The 26,514-nt window shown below is 46.2% G+C and carries 24 protein-coding genes; 10 read left to right on the top strand and 14 right to left on the bottom strand.

The window, feature by feature from the left end; genetic code table 11:
- Window positions 1-12 precede the first annotated feature (12 nt).
- Window positions 13-792, top strand: a complete 780-nt coding sequence (gene rsmA / locus QZX97_RS16915; protein WP_295652416.1) for a 16S rRNA (adenine(1518)-N(6)/adenine(1519)-N(6))-dimethyltransferase RsmA — start codon at window positions 13-15, stop codon at window positions 790-792.
- Here the strand turns inward: rsmA and QZX97_RS16910 are convergent.
- Window positions 789-1,244, bottom strand: a complete 456-nt coding sequence (locus tag QZX97_RS16910; protein ID WP_295652414.1) for a hypothetical protein — start codon at window positions 1,242-1,244, stop codon at window positions 789-791. The genes rsmA and QZX97_RS16910 overlap by 4 nt on opposite strands.
- Before the next feature lie 22 nt (window positions 1,245-1,266).
- Here QZX97_RS16910 and QZX97_RS16905 point away from each other — a divergent pair, with 22 nt between their 5' ends.
- Window positions 1,267-1,614: a phage holin family protein gene (locus QZX97_RS16905; protein ID WP_295652412.1), complete on the top strand. Its 348-nt coding sequence runs from the start codon at window positions 1,267-1,269 to the stop codon at window positions 1,612-1,614.
- Between the two features lies 1 nt (window position 1,615).
- On the opposite strand, the gene QZX97_RS16900 is transcribed toward QZX97_RS16905, so the two are convergent.
- Both QZX97_RS16900 and QZX97_RS16895 read right to left on the bottom strand, forming a co-directional pair.
- Window positions 1,616-2,836, bottom strand: a complete 1,221-nt coding sequence (locus QZX97_RS16900) for a TlpA disulfide reductase family protein (protein WP_295652410.1) — start codon at window positions 2,834-2,836, stop codon at window positions 1,616-1,618.
- A gap of 75 nt (window positions 2,837-2,911) precedes the next feature.
- Window positions 2,912-4,051, bottom strand: coding sequence for an acyl-CoA dehydrogenase (locus QZX97_RS16895; protein ID WP_295652408.1), 1,140 nt, complete (start codon window positions 4,049-4,051; stop codon window positions 2,912-2,914).
- A gap of 460 nt (window positions 4,052-4,511) precedes the next feature.
- Here QZX97_RS16895 and QZX97_RS16890 point away from each other — a divergent pair, with 460 nt between their 5' ends.
- From QZX97_RS16890 to QZX97_RS16860, 7 genes are all read left to right on the top strand, one after another.
- On the top strand, window positions 4,512-4,754 hold the full coding sequence (locus QZX97_RS16890; protein WP_219486609.1) for a helix-turn-helix transcriptional regulator: 243 nt from the start codon (window positions 4,512-4,514) through the stop codon (window positions 4,752-4,754).
- 9 nt (window positions 4,755-4,763) lie between these two features.
- Window positions 4,764-5,393, top strand: coding sequence for a nicotinamide riboside transporter PnuC (gene pnuC, locus QZX97_RS16885; protein WP_295652405.1), 630 nt, complete (start codon window positions 4,764-4,766; stop codon window positions 5,391-5,393).
- Window positions 5,390-5,923, top strand: coding sequence for an ATP-binding protein (locus QZX97_RS16880; protein ID WP_295652404.1), 534 nt, complete (start codon window positions 5,390-5,392; stop codon window positions 5,921-5,923). The genes pnuC and QZX97_RS16880 overlap by 4 nt, the downstream gene beginning before the upstream one ends.
- A gap of 64 nt (window positions 5,924-5,987) precedes the next feature.
- A complete protein-coding gene (locus QZX97_RS16875) occupies window positions 5,988-6,545 on the top strand; it encodes an RNA polymerase sigma factor (RefSeq protein ID WP_295652402.1) in 558 nt (185 codons plus the stop codon).
- Window positions 6,542-7,102, top strand: coding sequence for a hypothetical protein (locus QZX97_RS16870; RefSeq protein ID WP_295652400.1), 561 nt, complete (start codon window positions 6,542-6,544; stop codon window positions 7,100-7,102). Before QZX97_RS16875 ends, QZX97_RS16870 begins: the two co-directional genes overlap by 4 nt.
- The gene (locus QZX97_RS16865; protein ID WP_295652398.1) at window positions 7,083-8,594 is read left to right on the top strand and encodes a hypothetical protein; all 1,512 of its coding nucleotides are present in this window, start codon (window positions 7,083-7,085) and stop codon (window positions 8,592-8,594) included. Before QZX97_RS16870 ends, QZX97_RS16865 begins: the two co-directional genes overlap by 20 nt.
- Window positions 8,595-8,730: 136 nt before the next feature.
- Window positions 8,731-10,038, top strand: coding sequence for a deoxyribodipyrimidine photo-lyase (locus QZX97_RS16860; protein WP_295652396.1), 1,308 nt, complete (start codon window positions 8,731-8,733; stop codon window positions 10,036-10,038).
- A 3-nt stretch (window positions 10,039-10,041) separates the two neighbouring features.
- Here QZX97_RS16860 and QZX97_RS16855 read toward each other — a convergent pair whose 3' ends face one another.
- From QZX97_RS16855 to QZX97_RS16810, 10 genes are all read right to left on the bottom strand, one after another.
- Complete coding sequence (locus tag QZX97_RS16855) at window positions 10,042-10,992, bottom strand: FKBP-type peptidyl-prolyl cis-trans isomerase (protein WP_295652394.1); 951 nt, start codon at window positions 10,990-10,992, stop codon at window positions 10,042-10,044.
- 10 nt (window positions 10,993-11,002) lie between these two features.
- A complete protein-coding gene (locus QZX97_RS16850; protein ID WP_295652393.1) occupies window positions 11,003-11,512 on the bottom strand; it encodes an FKBP-type peptidyl-prolyl cis-trans isomerase in 510 nt (169 codons plus the stop codon).
- A gap of 206 nt (window positions 11,513-11,718) precedes the next feature.
- Complete coding sequence (locus tag QZX97_RS16845; RefSeq protein WP_295652392.1) at window positions 11,719-13,509, bottom strand: acyl-CoA dehydrogenase family protein; 1,791 nt, start codon at window positions 13,507-13,509, stop codon at window positions 11,719-11,721.
- Window positions 13,510-13,604: 95 nt separating this feature from the next.
- Entirely contained in the window at window positions 13,605-13,955 is a 351-nt protein-coding gene (locus QZX97_RS16840) for a four helix bundle protein (RefSeq protein ID WP_295652391.1), read from the bottom strand.
- Window positions 13,956-14,154: 199 nt separating this feature from the next.
- Window positions 14,155-15,333: an acetyl-CoA C-acyltransferase gene (locus QZX97_RS16835; RefSeq protein WP_295652389.1), complete on the bottom strand. Its 1,179-nt coding sequence runs from the start codon at window positions 15,331-15,333 to the stop codon at window positions 14,155-14,157.
- Window positions 15,334-15,475: 142 nt separating this feature from the next.
- Complete coding sequence (locus QZX97_RS16830; RefSeq protein ID WP_295652387.1) at window positions 15,476-17,881, bottom strand: 3-hydroxyacyl-CoA dehydrogenase/enoyl-CoA hydratase family protein; 2,406 nt, start codon at window positions 17,879-17,881, stop codon at window positions 15,476-15,478.
- Window positions 17,882-17,935: 54 nt separating this feature from the next.
- Window positions 17,936-18,370 (bottom strand): MarR family transcriptional regulator, encoded by a 435-nt coding sequence (locus tag QZX97_RS16825; RefSeq protein WP_295652386.1) that lies wholly within the window; start codon window positions 18,368-18,370, stop codon window positions 17,936-17,938.
- A gap of 95 nt (window positions 18,371-18,465) precedes the next feature.
- Complete coding sequence (locus QZX97_RS16820) at window positions 18,466-19,146, bottom strand: DUF2306 domain-containing protein (RefSeq protein WP_295652384.1); 681 nt, start codon at window positions 19,144-19,146, stop codon at window positions 18,466-18,468.
- A 5-nt stretch (window positions 19,147-19,151) separates the two neighbouring features.
- Window positions 19,152-20,105 carry a YARHG domain-containing protein gene (locus QZX97_RS16815; protein WP_295664828.1) on the bottom strand — a complete coding sequence of 318 codons (954 nt, stop codon included), beginning with the start codon at window positions 20,103-20,105 and terminating at the stop codon, window positions 19,152-19,154.
- A 60-nt stretch (window positions 20,106-20,165) separates the two neighbouring features.
- Window positions 20,166-21,932: a long-chain fatty acid--CoA ligase gene (locus QZX97_RS16810; protein ID WP_295652381.1), complete on the bottom strand. Its 1,767-nt coding sequence runs from the start codon at window positions 21,930-21,932 to the stop codon at window positions 20,166-20,168.
- Between the two features lie 230 nt (window positions 21,933-22,162).
- On the opposite strand from QZX97_RS16810, the gene QZX97_RS16805 reads away from it, so the two are divergent.
- Window positions 22,163-22,654: a hypothetical protein gene (locus tag QZX97_RS16805; RefSeq protein ID WP_295652380.1), complete on the top strand. Its 492-nt coding sequence runs from the start codon at window positions 22,163-22,165 to the stop codon at window positions 22,652-22,654.
- A gap of 73 nt (window positions 22,655-22,727) precedes the next feature.
- Here QZX97_RS16805 and QZX97_RS16800 read toward each other — a convergent pair whose 3' ends face one another.
- Entirely contained in the window at window positions 22,728-26,477 is a 3,750-nt protein-coding gene (locus QZX97_RS16800; RefSeq protein WP_295652378.1) for a S8 family serine peptidase, read from the bottom strand.
- Between the last annotated feature and the right edge of the window lie 37 nt (window positions 26,478-26,514).

The raw sequence follows: 26,514 nt of genomic DNA, 5'->3' as shown, positions 1-26,514 counted from the left end.
TAAAGTTTATAAATGAGCATTGTTAGAGCGAAGAAACACCTGGGGCAACACTTTTTAACGGATAAGAACATTGCCGAAAAGATTGTGAACAGCCTAAAGCTGACAGAGAGCTATAAACAAGTGCTTGAAGTTGGCCCGGGCATGGGCATTTTGTCGGATTTTTTGTTGCAGAAAACCGATTTTGAAACCTATTTGATAGACATTGATACGGAGAGTTACCAATTCCTGCAAAAGAAATACCCGCAATTAGGCAGCAGGCTCATTAACGATGATTTTTTGGAAATGGATTTTGGCAAGCACTTTAGCGGGCCATTCGCCATCATAGGCAATTTCCCGTATAATATCTCATCGCAGATATTGTTCAAGGTGCTGGATAACCGGCAGCAGGTGATTGAGGTGGTGGGCATGTTCCAAAAGGAAGTGGCGGAGCGTTGCGCGGCTAAACCGGGCAGCAAAGAGTATGGCATTTTGAGCGTGTTTTTACAGGCTTATTATAAAGTGGAATACCTGTTTACCGTAAAAGCCGGGGTGTTTAATCCCCCGCCGAAGGTGCTGAGCGCTGTTATCCGCTTAACGCGAAACGAAACCGCCCAATTGGGTTGCGATGAGAAGTTATTTTGGCAGGTGGTGAAAGCGGGTTTTAACCAACGCCGCAAAACTTTGCGGAACGCGGTGTCGTCCGTTATCCCGAAAGATAAGATTAGTGATGACCCGCTGCTGGACCTGCGCGCGGAGCGCCTGAGCGTTGCCGATTTTGTGGCGCTCACCAATAAAATATCGCTGGAGCGTTAAAATTTGAACAGGGATTGGCTGTAACGCTGGCCCTGTAGTTTGGCTTTTTTCTGTACCACTTGCATTTCGCTTTTAACCAGCGGGCCGCCAAAATAACGGGTAAAATAGGTGTGATGTTTGGCGAAAGGCGTATCAGGCTTAAACACGATGGAAGTATCGGTAACTGTATATTGGCCGGGTTGGGGTGTCTGCAGGTCCTGCATATCGGTATCGGCAGGCATTTTATATACCGCAAGCAAACCTTGCCAGCCCTCGGTTGTTAAGGTATCGGTTTTGAGGTCGTGTAAAACGGCGTAATCTAAACCACCTATGTAAACGGTTTGTGAGTCTTTTGATAAGCGGACGTAAGCATCCCCGGATTTTACAACGGTGGATGAATGGCAGGAGAGGCAAAACAGCACTGTAACAAATACGGGCAGGCAGCGCGTGTTCAAAACCATTTTGTTTAACATTGTATCATCAAATATAAAGCTTATGCGGTTCATACTCGAAATTTTATTGACGGGCCTCGCTATTATGATAGTGGCATACATTATCCCGGGTGTATATGTTGATGGTTATGGTACGGCTGTAATTGCGGGCGTGCTGTTGGCGGTTGTTAACGCTACCATCGGCCTGCTGCTGCGCATTGTTACACTGCCGTTGAACATCCTTACCCTTGGGTTGGTATCGTTCATCATCAGCGTGTGTATGGTACTGCTGGTGAGCAACTGGATGAATGGTTTTAAAGTGCATGGTTTTTTTAACGCGGCATTATTCGCCATCGTTTTGGCCATATTCAAGATGATATTCAACAGGGAGCTTAAAAAGGAGAAGGATTAAGCTATTTCTCTGCCAGCAGGTCATTGTTCAACTTTTCGAACTCTTTGGTAAAATCGGTATAGTAAGTACCTGTTCCCGGACCACTAAAGCCGGTGTGTATTTTGCGTACATCGCCCTTTTTGTCGATGATGATGGTGGTAGGGAAACCGAGGAAGTTGGCCAGCATGGGCAAGCTTTTGGTTAGCTGGGCTTTATCGTTAGTATAGCCTGTTATCAGTAAAGGATAAGGCACATTGAAGCGTGCTTTCAACTGTTCGATACTTTTTTTGGAGCGGTCGAAATCGGTGCTGCGCTCGTAGGCAAGGCCCACTACTTCGACACCTTTGGGGTGATATTGTTTATAGAAATCGACCAGGTAGGCTGTTTCGTCCATGCAATTTGGGCACCATGAACCCATGATCTGCAGGATAACCACCTTATTTTTAAAGCGGTCGTCGCTGAGCGATACTTTTTTACCGTCAAGTCCCGTAAAGGTAAAGGACAGTTTTTTTGTACCGGGTTTGAGATAGGTTAGTGAGTAAGCATCAGGAAGTTTAGCGTTGGGATTTTTTACGGCCGTCCATTGGTCTTTGCCCGAGTAACCGGCGTATTGCTTGCCGTCGGTCAACGTGTTATCGTTGTTGATCTTAGCGGTAAACAAGTAAGCATGCGTACCATCGAAGGTGGACAGGTATAAGCTATCGCCGCGTACGGTGCCTTCCAAAAATCGGTCGTCGCCGGTGGTGGTTAAGAACGTGCCTGTTACTTTACTACCCGTTTGTTTAAACTCGGCAACGGTGGTATCGCCGCCGGCAAATATGGCCGACCATCGGCCTTGCACATTATGCGTTACAGGCGCTGGCGTTTTAAAGAAACGATAATTACCGCGAACAGCATAAAAATCGGCGGTGGCTTCGCGGTTGGGCAGGTGTTTTATCCATTGGCCTTTCAGTACTTTGCCATCAAATTTACCTTTCAGATCGGCATCAAAAAGGGGCATGTGTATCCAAACAGAATCGCCTTTGGTTTTAACATCGGTTACTTTGAAACGTTCGGAACTATTCATGATATAGATATGCTTTTTGCCCAATACATCGGTAACCTTAAAGGTAAAAGGTATTTCGTGGCCCGATTGCGTTTTGATACCGGCGTGCCAGATGCCGTCGTGCAGTTTGCTTTGCGCGATGGCGGCCTTGGCCGAAAAGAGAAATATGATAGAAAAGAAAGCGATAAACCTGTTCATTTTTGAGTTGTTGATGCACAAATCTATAAATAAACAGGTTTAAAACCCCATTTTAAGGTCAGCGGGGTGTAACAATTACTTTAATACCTCGCGCGATATGACAATCTTCTGAATTTCGGATGTGCCTTCGTATATCTGGGTTATCTTGGCGTCGCGCATCAAACGCTCCACATGGAACTCCTTAACAAAGCCATAACCGCCGTGTATTTGCACGGCTTCCACCGTTGTCCTCATCGCAACGTCGGATGCGAAGAGTTTTGCCATGGAGCTGGCTTGGGCATACGGAAGACCGTTATCTTTTAACCAGGCAGCTTTTAAGCATAACAAGCGGGCGGCCTCAATTTCGGTGGCCATATCGGCTAGTTTGAATTGGATGGACTGGTGCTCGGCAATAGGTTTACCAAAGGTTTTGCGCTCTTTTGAATATTTCAGGGCCAATTCGTAAGCGCCGGACGCGATGCCCAGGGCCTGCGACGCGATGCCGATGCGGCCGCCTTCGAGCGTTTTCATGGCAAATTTAAAGCCAAAGCCTTCTTCGCCGATGCGATTTTCTTTGGGTACTTTAACATCGGTGAACATGAGCGAATGCGTATCGGACCCGCGGATGCCCAATTTGTTTTCTTTAGGGCCAACGGTAAAGCCTTCCATGCCTTTTTCAACAATGAGGGCATTGATGCCGTGGCTTTTTTTTGCAGCGTCTGTTTGGGCTATCACCAAATAAGTTGAGGCCGTTCCGCCATTCGTTATCCAGTTTTTTGTACCGTTCAACAGGTAATGGTCGCCCATGTCGATGGCGGTAGTGTGTTGCGATGTGGCATCGGAGCCCGCTTCGGGTTCCGAAAGGCAGAAAGCGCCAATTTTTTCGCCTTTAGCAAGGGGCACCAGGTATTTTTGTTTTTGTTCTTCGGTACCAAATTTTTCGAGGCCGTAGCATACCAGCGAATTATTGACCGAGACAACTACCGAAGCCGAAGCATCAATTTTTGACAGTTCTTCCATTACCAGCACGTAGGATATGGCATCCATACCGCTGCCACCGTATTTAGGGTCCACCATCATGCCTAAAAAGCCAAGTTCCCCCAGCTTTTTAACTTGCTCGGCAGGGAATTTTTGGTGCTCGTCGCGCTCAATAACACCGGGTTTCAATTCGGTTTGGGCAAAATCGCGCGCGGCCTGGCGAATCATCAGCTGTTCTTCGGATAAATTGAAATACATAATTTGGAGTTTGTAGCTAAATGTAACCTAAAATTTGAATCAAATATAATGATATGCATGCATAGTAAAAATGTTTCCACAAAAAAAGAGAGCTCTTTTGAAGCTCCCTTTCCCCTAATTAATTTAAACTATTGATTAAACCCAAAACAAAGAACACAAATACTCAGCCTGGGCGTCTGAGGACTCAAAACAAAGAAAAGTAGTTCATAGGTAGATGTAATACTTTTCGCAAAATGCCTTTGAACTCACTTTTGTTAAACAAAGGTAAAACCCGAAGGCTTAAGGTACAAATACTAATACGTCAGGATTGCAATACCTTTTCTAACAAAACTGATACAACTATATGACAACCAGCGGCGAAAAAGGTTTAATCCAAACAATAATTTTTTTAAAAAAAGATGTGGTTATTCAATTAATATTGTTTTTTACCTATTTTTATCGATTAATCACCTGATGAATTATGCTATTAACAGATTTTGAATATCTAAACACATCCGAAATAGCTTTTAAAAAGAAAGTCGCTTTACAAATTAAGCGGCTACGCAGACAGAACCAGGTGAGCCAGGAAAAGTTTTACAGCGAGACGAATATCAACATCGCGCGGCTTGAGTCGGGTAAGGTGGACATCAGACTGGATACGTTGCGAAAAATCTGTTATTATTTTGATGTGTCGTTATCGGGCTTTTTTCAAGGCATCTACTAAAAAAATTTGATGGAATTTATCAGGACCATTGAATCGTGGTGGGAATTGCAAAGCATATTGGAGCGTATTGGCTTTGTAACGGGTATTATTTGCGTTTTATTGGCGGCGCTAAACATCATCTGGAACTGGCCATTCGCTATTGTGAGCACGGGCATTTACATCTTCATTTTTGCCAAAAGCAGTTTGTATGCTGATATGGGGCAATATGTTTACCTGTTCATCAGCAATATATACGGGTGGTACTATTGGAGCCGCCGGCCAAAAACAGAAAAGGCGATACCCATCGTACGCATATCAAAACAACAGGTAATATGGTCGGTATTGGCTGTGGTTATATTATCACCATCACTGGGCTTTATGTTGGTGAGGCTGGCCCCGTTGTTGCATTACAAGCCGGCAGCTTTTCCGTACCTCGATAGTTTTTGTACCGTTTGCAGTTTAATTGCGCAATTGTTTTTGGCCCGCAAAATATTAGAGAACTGGCTGATATGGGTATTTGTTGATGTGATATACATTGGCGTGTATTTTATGAAAGACCTGCATTTAACAGCGATACTGTTTTTGGTATATACCGGCCTTGCCTTGTTTGGGTATATCGACTGGCGCAAGCAATATAAAAAGCAATTGTTACCATCATGACCAAGCCCATTATCAAAATAGCGATTGTTGGGCCGGAGTCGACGGGCAAGTCGACCATGGCGGCTTATCTGGCCAAACATTACCATACGGTTTGGGTGCCCGAATATGCGCGCGAGTATTGTGAGAAATTAAGCGAGCCACCCACCTGGCAGGATGAGATCAATATGTTTAAAGGGCAGTTGGCCTTGGAAAACGAGTTTTTGCCCCAAGCCAATAAACTGCTGATTTGCGATACTACCTTTATTACCGTAAAGATTTGGAGCGACCATATATTCGGACAATCGCCGCCCGAGGTGGTTGAGGAGCTTGGCCGCCATCATTACGATTATTACCTGCTGCTAAACATCGATATGCCCTGGGAAGATGACCCGCTGCGCGATTTCCCTGCTTTGCGCGAACATTTTATGGACGTTTGGCATGCCGAACTACAGACCATCAAAGCTGAATACACCGTTATATCGGGCCTGGACGATGAAAGATACCAGAACGCCATTGGTGCAATAGACCATTTTCTTAATTCTCTTCACTAAATTTAAGCTTTGGTGCAACGTTTTAAAAAACGCTGTGTCATTTAATCTGAAAGCTGTTTAAAATTTGGAAGCCGTTTACGTTGACAAGCATTACAACCTGGTGGTTGAATGCAAGCAGGGAAGTAAAAAAGCGCATTACGAGTTGTACAAACTGTATTCGAAAGCCATGTTAAACACCGCTTTCAGGATAGTTGACAATTTGGATGAGGCACAGGATGTGCTGCAAGAAGCTTTTTTGGATGCCTTTGCCAGGATACACGACTTCAGGCAGGAGACGACCTTTGGTTTATGGCTAAAACAAATTGTTGTACACCGTGCCATTAACCTGTTGCGCAAGCGCAAAATGGATTTGGTGAGCATTGATGACGAACAAATAGAAATTGCTAATGAAGAGGTTTACGATGACGAGGAAACGATTTATAAAGTAGAACAAATAAAAGCAGCCATTAAAGAACTGCCCGAGGGGTACCGCTTAGTATTGTCGCTCTATTTACTGGAGGGATATGACCACGAGGAGATAAGCGAAATTTTGAGTATTAACCAAAACACATCGCGGACGCAGTTTTTAAGGGCAAAAAGAAAGTTAATTGACATATTGAAACAGAGAGGAATAGCATCATGAGCAAGCGATTAGAGGACTTCATCAAAACGAACCGTGCGGAGTTTGATGACCTGGAAGCGGGAAATGATCTGTGGGACAAGATCGAACAAAAATTAAGCCCAAAAGAAGTCATCCCCAAAAGGGAAGCAAAAATGTTTACGTTGAATTTTGTGTTAAAGGTAGCGGCCATTATTGTAGTGGTGATGGGGGCTGGTTTCGCGTTCTATTTAAAGAGCGAACAAAACCGCCCGGTAAATCTGGCCACTATTAACCCCGAGGAAGCCAAACAACAGGTGCAATACGCATCGTTGGTGCAAAATAAGCGTAATGAATTAAAAGTATTGGCCAAAAGCGACCCTGAACTTTACAAAGAGTTTAGCGGCGAGATAGCCAAAATGGACTCGACCTATAAAAAACTGAATAAAGATTTGGCCACCAGCCCTAACCAGGAATTTGTTTTACGTGCAATGATCCGGAATTTGCAAATACAAACAGAGGTGCTCAATCAACAACTACAGGTAATTGAACAGTTTAATGAAATGAAAAAAGAACAAACACATGAAAACAAGAATATTTAAATCAGCCCTGATTGCATTTATTGCGCTGGCACCTGTTTATAAATGCGTGGCGCAACAAAGTACCACACTCCCACCGGCCAAGGCCGACACAGCTATTGTTGCACCTATGGCACAGTCGTCGGTTACCCCTATGGTAGCTATGCCCTCCATGGCACCAGCGAAGCCGATGAAGATGAAAAAAGGCGTGATGGTCCCGATGGGGCAAATGTCGTCGGTTACCCCTATGGTAGCTATGGCAGGTATGGCCCCGACGGGGCAAACGTATTATGGCATGGACTATTTGCAATCGGACACAGGGCGTAAGAAGAGCCTGGCAACAGACTCGGTATACCGCAAGAAGATGAACGACCTAAATGCTAAAATGACCGAATTGCGCCAGCAAATGAATGCTTTGCGCAACGAGGAAATGAAAGCCCAGGCGGCAGCGCGTACAGAAAGTATGCAAAGGATGATGAAAGACAGGGCTGATGCCGATGCGAGGAGCTTTGACAGGGCATTTGCTGCACCGAGAAAAGGGTACAACTATGATGCGGACAAAACCTTACAGGATAAGATAAAAAGCGGCGAAATAAAAGAATTGACAAAAAATTATACCAAAAGCTACCCCGTTGGTAAAGGCGACCAGCTTGCCATTGAAAACAGCTATGGTAAAGTTACTGTAAATACGTGGGACAAAAACGAATTTAAGGTTGATGTAGAAATAAAAGCCGATGCGAATGAGCAAGCCGAAGCCCAAAAGATATTGGACGACGTATCGATAAATGACAGTAAAGATGGTTCAACAATCGCTTTTAAAACGACATTTGCCGAAAAAAACCACTCGTGGTTTACCAATTCGGATGACGGAAAGTATACCATCCATCGTGTACAGATCAATTATACCGTGTATTTACCATCAAAAAACGCGTTGAGCATTACAAATCGTTTTGGTACGACAACTTTACCCGATTTTGATGGAAAATTAACTATTAACAACAGTTATGGAACTTTTAATGCCAAAAAACTAAGCAATCCGGCGAATGATATCACCGCCAAGTTCATCAATACAAACATTGAAAACTTAAATGGCAGCAACCTAAAAGTTGATTACGGCACCCTTGAACTGGGCACCTGCGATAACCTGAATGCCGAGATCAAATTCAGTCCTGCGAAAATAGCCCTGCTTAAAACATCGGGCAATATCAATCTGCATTATGGTGGTGGTTTAAAAATAGCCGCGCTTGACAAGGGTTTTAAAAGCTTGTCGGTAAGCTCAGATTTTGCGAGCGTAACATTGGGTTTACCGGGCGAGCCGAACCTTAATTTTGATGTAAGTGTACGTTACGGCGGTTTTAATTATGGCAGCCACCCGGTAAGTATTACCGAAAAAACACCTGATGATAGTCAACGCGGCTGGAACTCGACCCAAATCTACAAAGGGCATATTGGTAAAGGCGATGCGGATAAAACCATTTCGATAAAAACCAATTACAGCAGTGTAAAATTCGACTAAAGTAAACTCCTCAACATATCCCCGTAACCCCTGCCCCAAAAAGGCTGGGGTTATTTTTTTGTCACATTATTTGGTTTGCTTTTTAGTGTAATTGCTTTTAATTAACTATGCGTTGCCCAAAAAGGCAATTACACAAATGCAGCAAAAAGTCAGTATATTTTGGTTCCGCAGAGATTTGCGGCTGGATGATAACGCGGGGCTATACCATGCCCTTAAAGGCCCCTACCCTGTTTTGCCTTTGTTTATTTTTGACCCGGAAATACTGGACAAGCTGGAGGACAAAGCGGACGCGAGGGTTACATTTATTCATCAAACGGTTGAAGGTTTATACGAAGAATTGAAAAAGCACCATTCGGGGCTATTGGTAAAATATGCCAAGCCAGCTGATGCCTGGCACGAACTGTTAAACACTTACGATGTGGCTGCTGTATATACCAATCATGATTATGAGCCTTATGCCCATTCGCGCGACAGCGAAGTAAAAACGATGCTCGGCCAAAGGAATATTTCGTTTTATACTTATAAAGACCAGGTAATATTTGAAAAGGATGAGGTAACAAAAAACGACGGCAAGCCTTATACCGTGTTTACGCCTTATAAACGCAAATGGTATGAGAAACTGAAGCCATTTTATTTGAAACCATATCCTACCCAAAAATACTTGACCAACCTGCTACAAACTAAAGCAATAGCCCTACCAACGCTAAGCGACATGGGTTTTACCGAAACAGCTATAACTTTTCCGGGTAAAAACTATAACGGCATCATCAAGCATTATGCCCGAGATAGGGATTTCCCTGCGCTAAAGGGAACATCGCATATTGGTTTGCACCTGCGGTTTGGTACGGTAAGCATAAGGGCTTTGGCTGCGGATGCTTATGCATCAGAAGAGAAGACCTGGCTGAACGAACTGATATGGCGGGAGTTTTATATGATGATATTATACCATTTTCCGCATACGGCCACGAAAGCCTTCAAACCGGAATACGACCGGATACAGTGGCGCAACGATGAAGACGAGTTTAAAGCCTGGTGTGAAGGTAAAACGGGCTACCCGCTGGTTGATGCCGGCATGCGTGAGCTGAACGCTACAGGCTATATGCACAACCGTGTGCGCATGGTTGCTGCCAGCTTTTTAAGCAAGCACCTGCTGATAGACTGGCGCTGGGGCGAGCAATATTTTGCTGCAAAGCTATTGGACTATGAAATGGCAAGCAATGTTGGCGGCTGGCAATGGGCGGCTGGCAGCGGTACCGACGCGGCACCCTATTTCAGGGTGTTTAGCCCCGAGTTGCAATTAAAGCGGTTTGACCCGCAATTGGCGTACATAAAAAAATGGGTTCCGGAGTATGCCGACTTTAGCCAATATCCGAAACCCATTATTGAACATGTTTTTGCCCGTGAGCGTTGCCTCAAAGTTTTTAAGGAAGCTGTATCAAAATAGACGCTAATTAGTTACCGATACGATATAAACATCAAATCGCAAACTGCTAAAAGAGGGTACGGTAACACCTGTTATACTGTTTGTTGACCCCCCATTTTGATAGGCCAGTGTTGACGGCATAATCAAGGAGATACTTCCCCCTTGGGTAATATGGCTTAATCCTTCCGAAAAACCGGGTATGAGGGAATATAGAGTATAAAATGTTGTTGCCGATACGGTAAGATCGGTATTGGTTTCGGTATCGAACGCTACCCCATTAAACAAGTAACCTGTATATTGCAAGCCGACTGTTGAATTCATACCAATGGCAGCTGTACCGGTGCCCGCCTGAGTAATTTTATACCATAAACCGGAGGGTGTTTGTGTATAACCTGTCAAACTATTAGCCGCCATGTATTTTTGGATACTTATTTGGTCGTACACGGCCTGATGGTTGATTTTGGCTACAGCATCATAATCACCATCTAATAAGTTGATGGTATAATCGAGACATTCGTTGCCGTTGATGTGAATAGCACCGGCAAAATAGCCATCCCTGCCAAAGGCAAGCCTCGAAGGAATGAGCAAGCGTACCTTGGTACCTTTGCGTTTCATGATGTTTTTTATGCTGAGCTGAATGGCCGGTGGCGTAACGTGCCCCAGAAAATTATAGGCATGGTTGGCTATTGTATCGGTAGTGGAATATTCACCATCAAAAGTTTGGTAAGTATAAACATATGACACTTCATCCGGATAATCAACAACGGGGCCTGTGCCGGCGTTCAATATCTGGTAGTATATGCCAGTGGTATCGCCGCCCGATGTATCGCGCACCATGCCCTTGATGTTGTTTTGTTGTATATAGCCCTGAATCTGACTATCATCAAACTGTAGGATAGAAACTTCGTTGCTTTTCTTACATGATACCAGGCCAACAGCAATCAGCAAGACCAGGGTATAAAATATTCTCTTCATTTATGTGTATTCAGTTACTTATATTGTATAGTTTTATTGTAAAATCAAGTATCGCGTTAGCCGGTAAACCTAATGTTGATTGCGGATATGGCCCGTATGCATAACCCGAAGGTATGAGCAAGCGTACCGTTCCACCTGTTTTTATATGCCGTATGCCGTATTGCCAACCTAATATCATCTGTCCGTATGAAAACGAAGGATGAAAGTTACTTGTTTGCGCAAATATCGTACTGCTCCCCATCACACTGCCCTGGTAACCTACCGTTACTAATGTTGAACTGGTAAACAAAGCATTGCCAGTTCCCAATGTATCAATCTTATAATAAACCCCGGTAGCTACCCCATTACTTACATCGGGCAAAAAACCCGTTGCATTGCTGCTGTTAATATAGCTGCGTATCAAAACCGTATCGGCAGCCAACTGCTGCGGCGAAATAGCCCCTGGCAGAGGTGTATCGCTTTTTGAGCATGCTGCCAAACAACCGCATAATACAACAATTAACAGTATCCTGCCCATCATAATAAAACGCAAATTTATCTTTTTAAAACACAATATCCGAACCTTAACACTTTTTAACATATTTTAATTACAAAACGCGCCCAAGACATGCGAGCCGGATAACTACTATAACGCAGAAATGGCAAATAATTACAAAGGCCGTTACCCAAAAATGGATAACGGCCGGCATTACTATAAAGGTCACTTAATAATTTAATTTTTATGGCCTAAAAGCAGTATTTGTTGGCCTCGATGAGTTGTTTTGCCACACGCTGCCTTGCTTCTTTTATATTAAATGGCTGGGTTTTTGTAAAGCGTTTAAGGCCCATCATCATGGCGGTAAACTCATCGCCTTCGGCAAACGAGTTGAGGGCTTCCTTGCCTTGTACGTAAACAATATCGGTGGCCTGGTGCAGGTATATGCGCATCATATCCAACTGACCGGCACACGCCGCTTCGCCGCGCTGTTTCACCAGCTTTTCGGTACGCAGGATGGTCGATTCGGCCAGGTACACCTCCCCTACCATATTGGCAATGTTCATCAGTATTTCCTGCTCTTTGCCCAGGGTGGCCATCAGCTTTTGCACAGCCGATCCGGCGATCATCAAGCCAGCTTTTTTGAGGTTTTTGAGTATCTTCTTCTCGTAGGCGAATGGCGCGTCGTCATCGGGTGCAAAATCGGGTATGGCCATCAGTTCACTTGCCACGGCCATGGCAGGTGTCATCAGGTCGAGTTCGCCTTTTAGGGCGCGTTTGAGCAGCATATCCACAATGAGCATACGGTTGATTTCGTTGGTGCCTTCAAATATGCGGTTGATGCGGCTATCGCGATAAGCACGTTCCATTGGCGCTTCGGCACTATAACCCATGCCGCCATAAACCTGCAGCCCTTCGTCTACCACGTAATCCAGCATTTCTGATCCCCAAACTTTCAGGATGGCACACTCGATGGCAAATTGCTCCACCGATTTTAGTTTGGCTTTTGTTTTGTCCATACCATCGGCAACCAAATGCTCGTAAGTATCATCAATGTTTTGCCCGGCGCGGTAGGCCGCGCTTTGGCAAGCATAGTTGCGGGTAGCCATTTCGGCCAGTTTATAGCGTATAGCACCAAATTTTGAGATAGGCAGTTTAAACTGGATGCGTTCGTTAGAATATTTGATGGCATAACTTAAAGCCATACGCGCCGAACCAATAGCCGCGGCACCTAACTTAATACGACCTATATTGAGGATATTCACCGCTATTTTAAAGCCGTTTTGCCTTTCGGACAAGAGGTTTTCGACCGGCACGGGGCAGTCGTTAAAGAATATCTGGCGGGTTGATGAGCCTTTGATGCCGAGTTTATGTTCCTCGGGATTCATGGTGATACCACCGAAAGCGCGTTCTACAATAAATGCGCTCAGATTGGCATCATCGTCTATCTTGGCGAATACCACGAACACATCGGCAAAGCCACCGTTGGTGATCCACATTTTTTGCCCGGTAATGAGGTAATGTTTGCCATCTTTATCCAACACGGCTTTTGTACGGCCTGAGTTGGCATCGGAACCGGAATTAGGCTCGGTTAAGCAGTACGCCGCTTTCCACTCTCCCGTGCCTAATTTGGGTATATATTTTTGTTTTTGTTCTTCGTTGCCATAGTATAGGATAGGCAATGTGCCTATGCCGGTATGGGCAGATAAAGCCACCGCGAAGGAATATCCCGCGCCAACGGCATCGGCTACCAACATGGAGGTATTGAAGTTTTTACCAAAGCCGCCGTATTCTTCGGGGATAGAAACGCTGAGTAAGCCCAATTCGCCGGCCTTGTCCATCAGCGTGGGCATCAGGCCTTCTTCCTGCGCGTCGATACGGTCGAGGTTGGGTAATACCTCGGCAGCCAAAAAGTCTTCGCATGATTTTTGGATCATTTGCGATTCTTCGTCAAATTCTTCCGGGATGAAGATGTCGGTGGCTTCTGTTTCTTTGATGATAAATTCACCACCTTTTATTACTTTTTTCTCTATTGCTTCCATAGTTTTCGGTATTGAGATATGCGTATTGCGTATTGCGATTTTTTTGCGTTTGATTGAAAATATTTATCTCAATACGCATATCGCACTACTCTGTACTATTTTAATGTTTTTTGTAAATTGTAATTCATCTTTTGGATTTCGTCAATATTATCTAATACATCATCGCACACTTCATTGTCTACAAATCCTAATCTGTTAGCAATAACCATTTGAGTTTGTAACTCGTACGATGAACCATTTGCAATTCCTAAAAATTGTTTAAACTCACCCTTGGTATTTCGCCCCGCTCCTTCTGAAATATTAGACGGAATTGAAACGGCTGAACGACGTGTTTGCGAAACCAACCCAAAGCGCTCATCAGATGGAAAACCTGCAGATATTTTGTAAACTTTAACTGCCAGATCAATTGACTTATTCCAAATTTTAAGTTCTTTAATGTTGTGCATGGTAATTAGTATTGAGATTTGAGTATTGTTTTTGGTATTGCGATGTGCGTACTGCGTATTGCGATCTTCTGTTTTGTTAATTGCTACATTTATGGTTTGTCAATTCTTAATTGTAATTCGCGTACCTTGCATTATGCTATTTCATCTAACCTATCATCCCTCCTGTCGCAATACGCATATCGCATTACGCAATACTATCCTATAATAATTCAAACACCCCTGCAGCGCCCTGACCTGTGCCTACGCACATGGTTACGATGCCGTATTTCTGTTTTCTTTCTCTTAACTCGTTTAATATTTGCACCGTCAGTTTGGCACCTGTGCAACCCAGCGGGTGGCCAAGTGCTATGGCTCCACCATTTACATTCAGTTTGGTTTGATCGATGCCCAGTTCGCGGACTACGGCCAGCGACTGCGATGCAAATGCTTCGTTCAGTTCGAACAGGTCGATTTGGTCCAGTTTTAAACCCGCCTGCGCCAGTGCTTTCGGGATGGCGTATATAGGGCCGATGCCCATGATACGGGGCGGCACTCCTGCTACGCCGTAGCTTATCAGGCGGGCAATGGGTTTTACATTGAGCTCTTTCAGCATCTTTTCGGATACGATGAGTACAAAGGCTGCACCATCCGAAGTTTGGGATGAATTACCTGCGGTTACCACTCCATCGGCCATAAAAACGGGTTTTAGGGTGGCGAGTTTGGCTATACTGGTATCGGCGCGCGGCCCTTCGTCGGTATCCACTACATACTCGCGGGTTTTCTTTTTCATGTTATCGTCAAGGTAGGTTTCCTTAACGGTGATGGGCACCACGCCATGTTTCATGCTGCCATTAGCCATGGCTTTGATGGCCTTTTGATGCGATTGGTAGGAGAACTCGTCCTGGTCCTCACGGCTTACTTTATACTCCTTCGCTACGGCTTCAGCGGTGAGGCCCATGTTCCAGTACCAATCGGGGTGCGTTATAGCCACAGCGGGGTTGGGAACGATCTTCCAGCCACCCATCGGTATCATCGACATGCTCTCGACACCACCTGCAATAATGCAATCGGCCATACCGCTACGTATTTTGGCTGTCGCGGTAGCGATGGTTTCCAATCCTGACGCGCAATAACGGTTCATGATAACGCCCGGAACCTTATCGGTATCCAAACCCATCAATGATATCAAACGTGCCACGTTGAGGCCTTGCTCCGCTTCTGGTGAGGCATTGCCTACGATTACGTCGTCGATTCGTTCTTTATCGAGACCGGGTACTGATGCTACGAGGTGACGGATGACATCGGCAGCGAGATCGTCAGGTCGGGTAAACCTTAATACCCCTCTCGGTGCTTTTCCTACAGCTGTGCGAAATCCTGCTATGATATATGCTTCCTGCATTCTTTTTAGTATTTAGTAGAGCGTATTGCGTATAGCGATACAGTCCGGTTTTTCTTTTTGTATTGAGTAGAGCATATTGCGTAGTGCGATAACTATACTTTGTTTCCTTCGCAATACGCTATACGCATATCGCAATACTATCCTAATTCCTTAACGTTTTCCCCTTGGTTAATATACTCTGTATCCGTTCCAAACTCTTCTTCTCGCCGCAGAGCGATAAAAACGCTTCGCGTTCCAGGTCCAGCAGGTATTGCTCTGTTACCAACGTCGGCGCCGACAGATCGCCGCCACACAATACATACCCTAATTTTTCGGATATCTTTTTATCATGCTCCGAAATATAATGGCCCGAGTACATGGAGTTGGCGCCGATGTAAACCATGCCCAGTCCCGATTTGCCCAATACTTTGATGTCTTTGCGATGGGCGGGTTGGGTGTACCCAGCATTGGCCAGTTCCAAAGCTTTTTCTTTCGCATCGGCTATGAGGCGGCTTTTGTTCATACTGATGGCGTATTTGTCTTTGAGCAGGTAACCCAAATCGAATGCTTCGGCAGCTGATGTGGAGACCTTTGCCATGCCAATGGTGAGGAAACGGTCCTTCAGCACATTTTGCTCTATCTGCCCTTCCCTAAACTCATCCGATGCACGCAGCGCGAACTCTTTGGTACCGCCGCCGCCGGGGATCAGTCCTACGCCAAATTCCACCAAACCCATATAGGTTTCGGCAGCTAATTGTACGTGGTCGGCGTGGAGGCAAAACTCGCAGCCACCGCCTAAAGCCAGGTCGTGCGGGGCCAATACCACGGGGATGGACGAATAACGTATCCGCATGGATGTATTCTGGAACATGCGGATGGCCATGTTTATTTCATCCCACTCCTGCTCAACGGCCATCATAAATATCATACCGACGTTGGCACCTGCCGAGAAATTGGCGCCATCGTTACCGATGACCAGGCCACGATAATCTTTTTCGGCAATGTCTATCGCTTTATTGATGCCCTGCAAAACTTCGGCACCTATGGTGTTCATTTTGGTGTGGAACTCGAGGTTTAATATGCCATCGCCCAGGTCGGTCAAGGTAGTACCACTGTTTTTCCAAACAGTTTTATTGGCGCGGATGTTATCGAGGATGATAAAGCTTTCGGCACCCGGTATGGCTTTGTAGCTTTTGGTAGGGATGTCGTAATATTTTTTGATGCCGTCTTCCACTTTGCAAAAAGCTTCATTCCCGGCGTCCAGCATCTCGTGTACCCAGGCGGCGGCTTCGTTGCCTTTTTCTTTCATGGCGGCAACGGTGGCTTTTACGCCGAGGGCATCCCAAACTTCAAAAGGGCCTAATTCCCAGCCGAAGCCGGCCCGTAGGGCATCGTCAATGCGGTATAGCTCGTCCGATATTTCGGGGATACGGTCGCTTACATATTCAAACAGACCATAAAACGAGGCGCGGAAAAACTCACCGGCCTTATCGGTTCCTTTGGCGTAGACGCGCATGCGTTCGCGCAGGTTTTCGATGGGTTTGGTGGCATCCAGCGTGGCCGATTTTACTTTGATCTGCGGTTTATATTCCAAGGTCTTCAGGTCGAGCGCGAGGATGTCGCTGCTGCCATCCGCATTTTTTACTTTTTTGTAGAAGCCTTGTTTGGTTTTATCGCCCAGCCATTTGTTTTCGGCCATTTTTTTTACGTATTCGGGCAGCACGAACAGGTTATGCGCCTTGTCGTTGGGCAGGTTATTGTAGAGGCCGTTGGCCACGTTGATCATGGTATCCAGACCCACCACATCGCTGGTGCGGAAAGTGGCCGATTTTGGCCTGCCCAATGCAGGGCCGGTAAATTTGTCGACTTCCTCTACAGTCAAATCCATTTTCTCCACCAAGTGCAGCAGTTGCATAATAGAATACACGCCCACACGGTTGGCGATAAAGGCCGGGGTATCTTTACAGAGAACGGTGGTTTTACCTAAAAACTTATCGCCATAGTGCATCACAAAATCGACAACCTCAGGGTTGGTTGCAGGGGTCGGGATAATTTCCAGCAGGCGCAGGTAGCGTGGCGGGTTAAAAAAATGCGTTCCGCAGAAATGTGCTTTAAAATCTTCAGAGCGACCCTCGGCCATTAAATGGATGGGGATACCCGATGTATTGGAGGTGATGAGCGTGCCCGCTTTACGGAACCGCTCCACCTGGTCGTACACTTTCTTTTTTATCTCAAGATTTTCTACCACTACTTCTATCGTCCAGTCGCAGCCGGCAATATCCTTCATGTTATCATCAAAGTTGCCTGTGCTGATGCGGCTGACCACCGCCTTGGTAAACACCGGCGAAGGGTTGGATTTGATGGCCGTTTCGAGCGCGGTATTGACGATGCGGTTCTTTACCTTCGGGTTATCGAGGGCGAGGCCTTTGGCCTGCTCGTCGGGCGTTAACGCTGCGGGCGCGATGTCCAACAGCAAAACCTCCACACCGATATTGGCGAAGTGGCAGGCAATGCGCGAACCCATAACCCCTGATCCTAAAACCGCTACTTTTTTTATTAGTCTTTTCATTTGGTAAATGTAAGCCCCTCCTAAATCCTCCCCGGTAAGGAGGACTTAATGAGGCTATTCAGGTTTATAATCAATGGTCAGTTGGTTAATTTTTTTGAGCGTTTCGGTCAGTTGATGTTTGTCCGCCTCGCTGATGTGGCTGTTGAGGTAGTCGTTAAACTTACGTACCACAACCCTTGCCAGGTGCCGTTTTTCTTTGCCCAAGGGTGTCAGGTATATTTTAACAGACCGCTTATCCCCTTTGTTTGACTCGCGGTAAACTAATCCCATATCTTCCAGGTTAATGAGCATCCGCGAAAGGCTTGTCGACTTTAGGCCTAACAAGCCGGCCACTTCGCTCACTGTAGTACCTTCGTTTTCGTCTATATTGATCAACAAATACCCGATAGATTGGGTGATGCCAAACTCGGAAGCCAACTGGTTATAGCGGTTTGCTACCGTTTGCCATACTACCTTTAAAAAATAATCAATGGTTTCCTGATGGTTCATTATTACTATGCAAGCATAACAAATGTAAGTAATGGAAATTTACTATGCAAGCATATTGTATCAGAAAGTTTTAAATTTTTTAAGGATGGCGAAAATTAGCCTTGCGGAATAACAGATTGACTTCCAAAAAACCTTTCCCTTGATCGCACGTATATATAAAATTCGACTATCAGCAAATTGCCAACCCAGCCTAACCACGACACGATATGGTAAGCATCCATAGGGCGTGGCTCAAATAACAGCACGATGACCCATTTCCATAACCTTAAACTTATGGCGGATAAGGTTAAAGCGTAGCTGCGGTACATCCAATTTTGATGGACAACCAGGTTGCGGGATATTGCCGCAGCAACACCTTTATAAGTAAATGCAACCCATAAAAAAGCAAGCAGGCAAAAGGCTATTTTGCTTATCCAGCCACCATTGGCATAAAAACCCATAATTAAACCTGCCGGGCCCGTAACCAAAATTATCCCGTAAGCATAAACCCTTCCGCACCAAGTGTGAAAGGCAGGGAAGCGCGCCCGGATATAGGCCGGTAACTGCAACATACCTGCGAGCAATATAAACATGCCGGTATATACGTGCGAGAAGAAGGCCACCCGGTAATATAATTTGTCGGCAATTTCTTCTTTGACCCTTAAAAAGGCCACGTCCGTTCGCAAAGGAATGTATTGCAACGTGATTAGCAACATCAGGTAACTAAAAAACACGAGGAACGCATACCAAACGATACGCCAAATTTTGTTGAGGTATAGATTTGCTGCGATTTCCATTCAGATCAGCCCCGGCCAAAAACATCGTAATACTCTTTGGCGTTTTTTTCATAACGCATCAGCAGTTCGATGTTCTTTTTTTCGATGTCGGTTAATTCGCTCTTAACATCTGTACTTATCGGTATATACCAGGGTTCTCTATCAAAATAAGCGCGTAACTGCTGATTTTTAAAAGAATAACCATGCCGCGCGTATATCGAATTTCGCAGGATGAAAAGATCGGCCTTTTTAAGATTGGATACCTGTTCAACAGTTAGCAAACTGTCGGAAGGGTTATATTTATATAAGTCATAAGTGGTTGTAAAATAGGATACATCATAAGCTGCTCGGTATTGCCGGTCGTTAGGAGAGACTTTTTTGTTTTTTACCCAATCGATATAGCGATTTCCCTTATCCAACTCGACATTTGGATCATATCTGAATATCGTTTTCTTAAGATTATAGTGCCGGTTTGGTATATTTATTTTGTTATTTGCTTTCCATGTCCCTGTTAAAGTACTATCGCCCTGTATAATATAAAAATCAAATGCGCCATCATATTTGTCATCACCTGGTTCTTTTACCGAAAAATGGAATATCTTCCCGTCTTTTGTCAGTTTACCTGCAAACGGGCGATCATTACCGGCTACGACACTGTGACCCTTAACCTGGTCGTTATCAATTTGATCGATCGATAAATTTATTTTATTCTCAAAATTCCATGCGTCTTCTTCTCCTGTACTAATATATCCCGCATTCTTATCCGGTTTAAACATACCTACCCAGTAGCCCAAAATATCTTTTGTATCACTAACGGTCAGATTGGTTGTAGCTTGGTTTGGTGCAGTGGCTTTATTAACTGCAAGTGTTTCGGATTTGGCACTCTCCTGTGATGTATCTTTATTTTTTATCAGGTTACCACCACAACCTTGAAGCAAAACAATTGCAGATAAAATGAATACGCTTTTGAATACATTCATATTTGTAATCTTTTGAATCAAATATAAGTATTGCGAGACTTATCACATGTAAATTGTCTTTTATATTACCGTACGATAAATTTCCTCCACCAAGTGTTCGTATTTTTTTAGGATCACCTTGCGTTTGAGGCTGAGTTTTGGTGTCATCTCGCCGGTGGCGATGCTCCATTCGTCGGCAATGAGTTCGAATTTTTTAATCTGCTCCCAGTGGCCAAAACCTTCGTTGTAATGGTCGAGCTCGTGCTGTATCTTGTCTTTAACGCGACGGTTTTTTACCATTTCCTGGTTGGTGGTATATTCTACCCCTCTTTTTACGCACCAATCTTTCAGGGCATCGAAAGCAGGTATAATGAGCGCGGCCGGGAAACGCTGGTTTTCGCCGATAACAATGATCTGCTCGATAAAGCGCGACTCTTTAAACTTGTTTTCGAGGGTTTGGGGCGCGATGTATTTGCCACCCGCTGTTTTGAAGATTTCTTTTTTACGGTCGGTAATGCAGAGGTATTTGTTATCGAGGAATACCCCGATATCGCCGGTATGGAAAAAACCGTCGGCATCAATAGCTTCGGCAGTGGCATCGGGTCGTTTGTAATAGCCTTTCATCACGTTGGGGCCTTTTACCATGATCTCGCCATCGGAAGCGATTTTTACCGTTACGCCTTTTATTACCGGACCAACGCTGCCAAAGCGGGCTTCGCCTTTGCGCGGGCCATTTACCGATATAACCGGCGATGTTTCGGTGAGGCCGTAGCCTTCTAATACTTTGATGTCGGCCGCCCAAAAAACCCGGGCCAAGCGGGGCTGTAAAGCAGCGCCGCCCGATACAATGGCAATCAACTCGCCACCCAGGGCCTCTTTCCATTTGCTGAAGACCAGTTTACGGGCCAGTTTTAGTTTCAGGCCGTACAATGGACCATTGCGGCCGTCCATCTCGAAACGTAAGCCTAATTTGAGCGACCAAAGGAATATTTTTTTCTTGATGCCTGTCAGTTCGTTGCCTTTGGCCACGATGCGGTCGTACACTTTTTCGAGCAGGCGGGGCACGGTGGTGAATACGTGGGGTTTTACTTCCACCATATCGGCCACTATGGTATCCATGCTTTGGGCGTAATAAATGGATATGCCCAGGTACAGGTACATATAAATAACCATGCGTTCGAAAATGTGGCACATGGGCAAAAAGCTAAGCGCCCGCGTTATTTCGGCCGGGTATAGTTTTGACGATTCGAGCACGTTGCTTACCAGGTTGGCATGGGTGAGCATTACCCCTTTTAGCGTACCTGTTGTGCCTGATGTGTAAATCAGCGTCAGCAGGTCATCGGGTTGTACTTCGGCCCGGTAAGCGTCGAGGTCGGGTTGTTGGTTGGCTTTGCCGAGGTCGGCAATCTCCTGCCAGTTTTTGGCAGCTTCAACCGTATCGTAGGTATAGATATCGAAATTGAGGTTTGCTCGCTTTTTTACTTCGCTTATTTTATGGTAGATATCCTTATCAGATACAAAAATGATTTTTACCTCGGCATCTTTTAATATAAACTCGATGTCGGTATCGCTCAATGTGGGGTACATGGGTACCTGCGTGGCGCCAATCTGCATGATACCGAAATCGCAAAAATTCCATTCGGGGCGGTTGGGCGACATGATGGCGATCTTGTCATCCTTTTTTACGCCCAACGCCAGCAAGCCATGGCTTACATTATTGATGGTGGAAACCACCACATCTGTAGCATATTTTTGCCAGGCACCGGCACGCTTATAGCCAAGCATATCGGCCTTCGGAAAGTTTTTGAGGTTAAAGGGGAGCAGATCGAAAACGCGTGTTATGGCCATTGCAGCAAGTATTATAAATCAAAAAAACAAGGTTAACAAAAAATTGGTTTGGCTTAACACCTCATAACCCAAATATACAAAATTTATTACCTGATAAATTAAAATTACTATGCATGAATAGTAATTTTTTTATCCGCACGCAAAAAACCACATAATTTGTGGCCGATATTACCGTTTTTTAGCGAGTGGCATAAAAATTGTTAAATGCAGCTGTAAAAAAAACACACCCTATGAAAAAGACCTTATTATCTGTATTGATTGTTATTTCCCTCTTATCTACTGCATTATCATTAAAAGCGCAGGACTACCAAACTGCCATCGGCGCAAAATTTGGCGGGTATGAAAACGGTATATCGATAAAATACTTTACGCAAAAAGACATCTCGCTGGAAGGGGTACTGGGCTTCCGTTCGCATGGTATTGTATTGACCGGCCTGTATGAGAAAAACCAGGAAGCCTTTGGCGTTAGCGACCTTAAACTGTACTACGGTATTGGCGCGCACTTGGGCTCAATAAATGGTGAATACCAAACCTACAGTGGCGGCAACCAAAATTTTAACAGCAATACCCTGCTACTGGGTGCTGATGCGGTGCTGGGTTTGGAATACAGGATACCCAATGCGCCATTAGCTATTAGCCTGGACCTTAACCCACGGCTGGAACTGGCTACCGGGCCGTTTTTTGATTTGGCACCGGCAGTGGGATTGAAGTATATTTTTTAAGTGAGTTGGTGAGTGGTGAATAGTGAGTGATGAATGTTTTTTTGACTACTCACCACTGACTACTCACCATTCACTATTTCAGCACAGTAATCTCTTTCGTATAAATCTTATCGTCGATCTTCAATTTGATGAAGTAGACGCCATCGGCGATGGTGGAGGTGTTGATGATGGTGTTGAAGGGACCGGCGGTTAACTGCCGGGTATCATCGTACACGTGTTGACCGAGGGCATTGAGGATAGATACTGATAAGGCTTCGTTTTTTAACGCGTTAAAGGCGACGTTCAACTGGTTGGCGGCCGGTACTGGGAATATGGCCAGCGAAATATCGGAACCTAAACTACTGCCCGAAACGGGGAGCACAAAACTAAAGCCATCGGATTGGGAAACGCAACCGCTTGATGAGGTGACGTACACATTGTAGATGCCGCTGCGCAAGGGCGTATAGTTTTGCCCGGTGGCACCGGGGATAAGCACGCCGTTTAAATACCACTGGTTATTGGCCGTATAGTTTGACGACAGCGTTAATCCGTTTTGCGTGATGAAGGGTTTGGTTACAGTCACCGCCACCCTTGGCGTTGGCGACGGGCAGCCGAGGCTGCGCACATGCATGTTATAAAAATAATAGTAAAAGTTGCGGTAATAGGTGGTATCGGGCGGGTTGGTGGCTGTGTTGTTGGTGATATTGAACAAGCCATCCAAACTAAAAGGATAGCCCGTTACCCCGCCGTTGTTGCGGTATATGGTGGCCACATCAGCATAAGATATGGCGATGGTGTACGCTCCTGCAGTGGGCAGGGTGAGGTTGAGGGGATATACTTTGCCTTGGTCAAGCGGGTCGTCGGCTTGGGCGCCTGCGGCGGGCGTGGTGCGGGTGGCTATGGCATCGATGGTGGTGCTTGATACCGGCAGACCATCGGTGTTGGTTACCGTAAAAGTGATTTGGCCGGAATTACCGATGTAAAGTCGCGCGCTTTCTATCACCAAAGGCACTTTGGTATACACGTTTACCGATGGCGTAAACTGGTTATAGCCTCCTGCCGCAAATACATTTTTTGTGGCGGGGCCGATGTTTCCGCTAAAATCGTTGAGGGCGGCGTAATAGGTATTGTTTACCGGGGCTGTTTTGGTTATGGGGCTTGAGCCGAAGGTGAAAGGCAAGGCCTCGCCGATGTTTTTGTACCAGAATACCGTACCGCTGCCTGTGGCATTGAGGTTGTAGGTGGTATCGGCATTGCAAAAATAGGCCGACAGGTTAGCAGGCGATGGCGAGGTATTGATGAGCGCGGTGGAAGTAACCTGATTATTGGTGGTGATGATATCGCCGGCGAGGTTAGTGGTGGCAGTTATGGTATAACTGTTCCCCGCAAGGGCACTAAAAGTACCTGCAAAAATGTAATCGTCTTCGGCTAAGGGCGCCAGGGTGCCGGGGTAGGTCTCGTTAAGCGTAGTAACCGTGCCCGAACCTGCGGCAGTTATGGTTACCGTGAGCGGGATACTGCTGACTGATGCGCTCCCGAAGTTTTTGATGTGCACGGACACGCTTGCTGTTGCCGAGGGGCAGGTGCCGCTTGCCGCGGGGCTGTTAATGGCCGTTGCACCTACATCGATGCTAGATTTTACAAAGTTTACCCGGTAGTCCTGTGTTTCGCCTTTGGCGTAGGAACCGCAGGGGCTGATGGTGCTGGGGTCGGTGGTTTCGGAGAGGACAACACGCATCAAACTATAATTGCCCGGCACAACGGTTGCAGGTATGGTTATGTTGGTTGTATACGTGCCCGTGGCGGAGATAACGTTGGATGTGGCCACCAGTTCGTTGGCATCGAAAACGCCGTTGCCGTTATAGTCGATATAAACCTTGGCTATCTTATTAAAATTGGCACCGCAAGTACCGGCAGTGAGGCTCAAAGCGTAGGTTTTGCCTTGCTCGAGTGTGGCGGTGAGGTTGGTATAGTCGGAATAGGCGGTGCAGCCCGGACCGGGGGTATTGTTGATGTTTGATAGCGTAAAGTTGTTGATGCGTGAATCGGCGCTGGATGTTGGGCCCGACGCGCAATAAGCCGTGCCGCCTATCCCGGTAACGATGAGCGAAAAAGCCTGGCTGCCGCTTTGCAGGGTACCTTTGTGGGTTACCGTAATGGTATAGCTTCGGCCCGGAACCGCGCCTGCGATGTACACCTGCTCAATATTGTCGCGAATGTTATCGCCGGTGGTGGCGCTGGCGCCGGGGTTGTTCGGGTCGAGCACCCAGGGTTTAAAGGTGGTGGTGCCGTCGCTTACGCGGATGTCGAGGTCGTTTACCAGTTTGGGCTGGCGGTCGTTGATGGTATCGGTGGCGAAGGGCGTACCGGCAGGGTCGGTCCAGGATATGCTCGCAATAAGCGGACCATTACCCGACGCCACCACGTTAAACGTTTGGGTTTGGCCCTGAGCAAGCGTTTTTTCGGTGATGAGGCTTTTGGTGCCGTTGTCGGTAATGGCCTGTGCGGCTTTGGCCATATCGAGCAGGCCCCAGCCGTAAATATAATCCGGCCCGGGGTTACCGGCATCGAGCGCGGTATGGCAGGCCAGCCCTTTGAGCGTGGCGGCGCGCATAAAGCTGCCCGAATTTTTTTGGGCATAATATTCCTGCAAAAGGTATAGCGAACCGCTGATATTGGGCGTTGACATGGAGGTACCCGACAGCACCAAATAGGCATCGGGCGCGCTGCTTCCGCTGGATAAAACGTTTACCCCGTTGCCGCAGATATCGGGTTTGATACGGCCATCATCCGTGGGGCCAAAGCTGCTGAAGTAGGCGATACTGACATCGCTACCGCTATTGGGCCCGTAAGGCAGCGGGTTGACAGCCCCGACAGTGAGGATATTTTTGGCGGTATTGCTGGCGTCTATCACATCGTACCCCGCGTTGGAGCTAAGGTTTGCCGGGCGCGCGCCTTTGTTGACGATGGTGGAATTTGTCCGGCTTTGATAGCCCCAATAGGTAGCGCCTACGGCAGGACCTGTTTCGCCGCGATGATTGCCGGCCGCGAACACCATGAGGTAGTTGGGCGCGCTGTAGGCTATCTGGTCGTACGACTGGGCGAGCTGGTCGTAAAAGCCGAACTGGTAATCAACTGTATCGCCGGGAAGGCCCTCCCACTCCCATCGGGTTTGGGTATCGTTATAATACCAGCCGCCGCCATGGTCGTACGAGTGGTTGGAGATGAGCAAGCCGCTTGCTGCGGCGGCCATTTCGGCGATGTCGTTGTTGAAATCGTAGGATGCGAGGGTGGTGGCACCCGGCGACATACCTTTTGCAGGAGCGTATATCCCGGCGGCTATCATGGTGCCGGCTACGTGGGTGCTGTGATCAATGTAGTTGAGGGTGCCGTCTTTACTTTGCACGTTTTTGCCGGTAAATTCCTGATGGCCGGCGTACACGGCGGCGCCATCCCAAATGGCGAGTTTATTGGCCATAGAACTGCTGTAACCGCTTAAATTTAACCCCAATGTGCCGCCCGGCTGCACGGTATTGGTATGCGTGGTTGCTGCTGAAATAATATTATTAACCGTTTTGGCATAGATAGGGAAACCCGATCTGGTTACGCCCTGCAGCGATACCACCTGCCCTGCTTTAGACACTTTATAAAACGCCCAGCCTTTTTGCGCGGCCAGCGCCATTAATTGCGTGCGGTTGTTGCGGTATTGGGTATCGGCCTTTAGGGAAATATCTGATAATTGCTTAATTTGAGCCGCGCTTACAGGTAAAGCCTGAGATTTTGCCCCGAGCGCAAAAAAAACAAGTAAAAACGTAAGGTATAACGCGGGGTAAAGTCTCTTCATATAAACTACAATGGGGTAATATACCAATAAAGACTAT

The organism is uncultured Mucilaginibacter sp., assembly GCF_903893715.1.
GTDB lineage: Bacteria > Bacteroidota > Bacteroidia > Sphingobacteriales > Sphingobacteriaceae > Mucilaginibacter.
Note: the sequence above shows the minus strand (reverse complement) of the source record. Positions and strands in the feature narration are given on the sequence as shown.